The organism is Leptospira alstonii serovar Sichuan str. 79601, from assembly GCF_000347175.1.
Classification (GTDB): Bacteria; Spirochaetota; Leptospiria; order Leptospirales; family Leptospiraceae; genus Leptospira; species Leptospira alstonii.
In genome coordinates, this window is sequence record NZ_ANIK01000037.1 from 1 (window position 1) to 3,113 (window position 3,113).

Sequence of the window (3,113 nt, forward strand, 5' to 3'; positions counted from 1 at the left end):
AACCAAGAAAATTATTCTGATAAGCAAAAGGAAGCTTTCAATTCTCTTAAACTAAATCTGTATAAAGTCGGGAAAGGATGGCAGATAAAAGAAGCCTTTCGTTATTTTTGGTCTTACAGCTATAAAGGTAATGCGGAAAAGTTTTTCAAACGTTGGTATTTTTGGGCTACTCATTCTAAACTTAAACCTATTATTAAAGTCGCTAAGATGCTTTATAAAAACATTAAATACATCCTTACCTACTTCGCTCATCGAATCACAAACGCTGGTTCGGAAAGTATTAATTCAAGTATTCAGAAAATTAAATCGAATGCAAGAGGCTTCAGAAATTTCGATTTCTTCCGCGTCGCTATTCTCTTTCATTTAGGCGGTTTGGACGTTTACCCATGATTTTTCCTGAAGGGCCTTCGATGATGGGTTCTGTGCAGAGAGTTCCAGGCAGCTTTAATAGTCCTCGCCTTTCTTTTTGAATTGTCTCATCTCCAATTCTAAATGCAGTTTCTAAATAGCTGATATAAAGATCACGAATTCTAATGAACGTACCAATTGGATCTTGCACTCTATAATCCCCTCGAACTTTTATATTGTATCCCATATTTATCTGCTATTTCGCGCGATAGTATATGTCCGAGCGGGTAGCAATATGCTTTCAGTTCTTTAGTTGTTTCGTTAATCAAAGGACTTGGCATTGAATAACCCGCAACAGTACAAAGTCGACCGATCGCTAATGGTAAATAAATCAAAGTACTCCTTGTTCGGAATATGCAGTGAGTCTTCCGCTCAAAAGGAATGCTTTGATTTCTTATTTGATATGCTAACAATAGTATAGGGTTTTGAAAATAGCTCCAGGCAATTGCTACGCCATGCTCATTACGCAACTGATACGCAGATCCGTATTTTACGTTATATAACTTTTCTACCTTTAATTCGCCAGAGTTAACAAAAGGATCTTCGACAAATCTGCATTTTTCCCAGGAATAAATGGAAAGTAGATCATACTTTGCAATTGGGCTACCTATCTTAATTCCATCATTACCATTCTTTACTTTAATTTCTGGAATGTCTATCGGCCACTCTAACCAAGTAGCTGGCAGACATTCTAATTGTTTGCTAAGTTCATCAAATATTGAATCTTTAAAATCTTCTACACAGTATGTTAAAGGTGAGAATTGAGACAGAGGAAATTTTTCTATTAATGTAAACGATTTTTTGATACATAACTCACGTAATCGATCAATAAACGATGTAGTGATTAGACCTATGACAACTCCTCTGACTAATGGGCCCAACTTGTATTTTATGAAACGAGGCCGTTTCGCTAAAATGAAGTTTTGGTTCCAGCCCTGGCGTCGAAATAAATCTACTGATCCAGATTCGATCCATGATCGCATAATGTTGTTCATTAACTCGGAATGGCTAACTAAATCGAAGTGTTCTTGTAAAAGCTTATAAAAAGATTTGTATGCCATTCCTCCGCGATGAGTTGATATTGCAGCGATAGCATCCGATATTTTTTGAACTTTCGAGCTTGGGTGCATCCCATAATTCGGTTCTCGGATTTTGAAAGCTGAAAAATCCTCTTTAAAAAAACTTGAGTCTGTCATTGAATATTGATTATAAATGTCTTTTACTTTTGGAAAATTCCAAATGGGCAAATATTCAGAATCCCGGCGAACATAGATTGATGGCTTGTTTTTAAAGTAATAACTCCATCGAGTATTTATCTTTCCATCGTCTGATTTAATATCTTTTGGAGGGGTTGGTTTTTCCGGATTACCAATAAAGCAAAGTAAACCTGGTTTCGAGCGGTAGGATGCCCAATCATAATTTGGGCGAGGCCATGGACTAAAATCTCCACATGCTGGTCCGAGAAAAGTTATATCATGATGCCGTTTTAAAAGGTCATTTTCTTTATCAATTTGATTGTCTATTGTAGATAAATCGTTTTCAATATGAATATTTTGGACGTGGCTTTTTAGGCCTTCGGAAAGGTAATTTCCTTTATTTAGCTGCGCATATATTGTACTTACATGCCATTTTTCTAATGTAATTGAAAGAACAGTTTTGGTTTTATCAATGTTATCAAATGTAACTTCAAGAGTTCCGATGGTGTCTTTTTTGAGATCTATTCTTTCTAGTGTATCGGATGGAAAAATCCATAGGTCTGAATTATCTTTATTCTTTTCGAGCGGGATTGTTCTTTCACAAATTTTTAGATTAATATATTTCCCATCAGGGCAGAACACTTTGGGTAAGAAGTCGTCAATTGCAAAAAATCCGTAATCAGCTCTTATTCCGCCTAAGAGACGAACAGCCCGATTTAGGCCTGTTCTTGCTAAATGATATACATCTTTTAGTTCATTGGGTGGGCTATCTTCTATCTTAACTAAACAATCAATTACTAATTTCCATCCGGGATATAAGGAAGGTTTGACTTCGCCTCCAAAGCATGAAATAAATTTGGTTATAAGATTTTCTTTTACAAGAGCTAATTTCGAATTACTTGCGTCATTCCCAGAAACTAATTCGTAATCACCTTGATATCGTTCTTTAAATAGCAGAATTCCTCTTCGTATTTGAGAACTAATGCGAAGAAAATTAATGCCTCCGTTTAAAACAAAGTTCATTGTATCGATAATTGTTTCAGGTTTTAGATCTGATTCTTTACATAAGCTATGAGTAAATCCTGCGATTTCATTTGGTAACTCAGTTATTTTTAATTCGTCGGGGACTAAGTAATCTTTATTGCAGCCTAAGATAATGAATAAATTATCAGCGAAATATATGGCGAGTAGGTTCGTCAGGGAATGATTCGAATTTTTGGCAGTTGTCGGTTTATTTCCGTGGCCCTTCGGAGAATTTCGTGGGAAGAAACTACTTCATAAATGACGGTGAGAAGAGGTTGCAGATGAGTTTCGAGCAAATTTCGTCATTGCAAAATCATAACATAACCAATGAATAATATTCCTAATGAACGCAAACGAAAACTTAGAAAAACATTACTCTCTCCTTTTAGGAATCTCATCACCTTGGTCGGTTGAAACCGTAGAATTAAATATCTCAGCAAAGAAGGTAGATATCGAAGTCTCATACGATGAGCGGGAAGCTGTAGA

Annotated in this window: 2 protein-coding genes; one reads left to right on the plus strand and one right to left on the minus strand. The window is 35.9% G+C overall.

Translation table 11 applies throughout. The features are described 5' to 3' along the window. The coding region (locus tag LEP1GSC194_RS21280) for an ISL3 family transposase (RefSeq protein ID WP_020772574.1) at window positions 1–390 on the plus strand (390 nt) is incomplete at its 5' end. A gap of 170 nt (window positions 391–560) precedes the next feature. On the opposite strand, the gene LEP1GSC194_RS09380 is transcribed toward LEP1GSC194_RS21280, so the two are convergent. Beyond that, the gene (locus LEP1GSC194_RS09380) at window positions 561–2,627 is read right to left on the minus strand and encodes a hypothetical protein (protein ID WP_020773371.1); all 2,067 of its coding nucleotides are present in this window, start codon (window positions 2,625–2,627) and stop codon (window positions 561–563) included. Between the last annotated feature and the right edge of the window lie 486 nt (window positions 2,628–3,113).

Bases quoted from the DNA above. Each gene is read 5' to 3' on its own strand.
- LEP1GSC194_RS09380 (WP_020773371.1), bottom strand. From the start codon at position 2,627: ATGAACTTTGTTTTAAACGGAGGCATTAATTTTCTTCGCATTAGTTCT.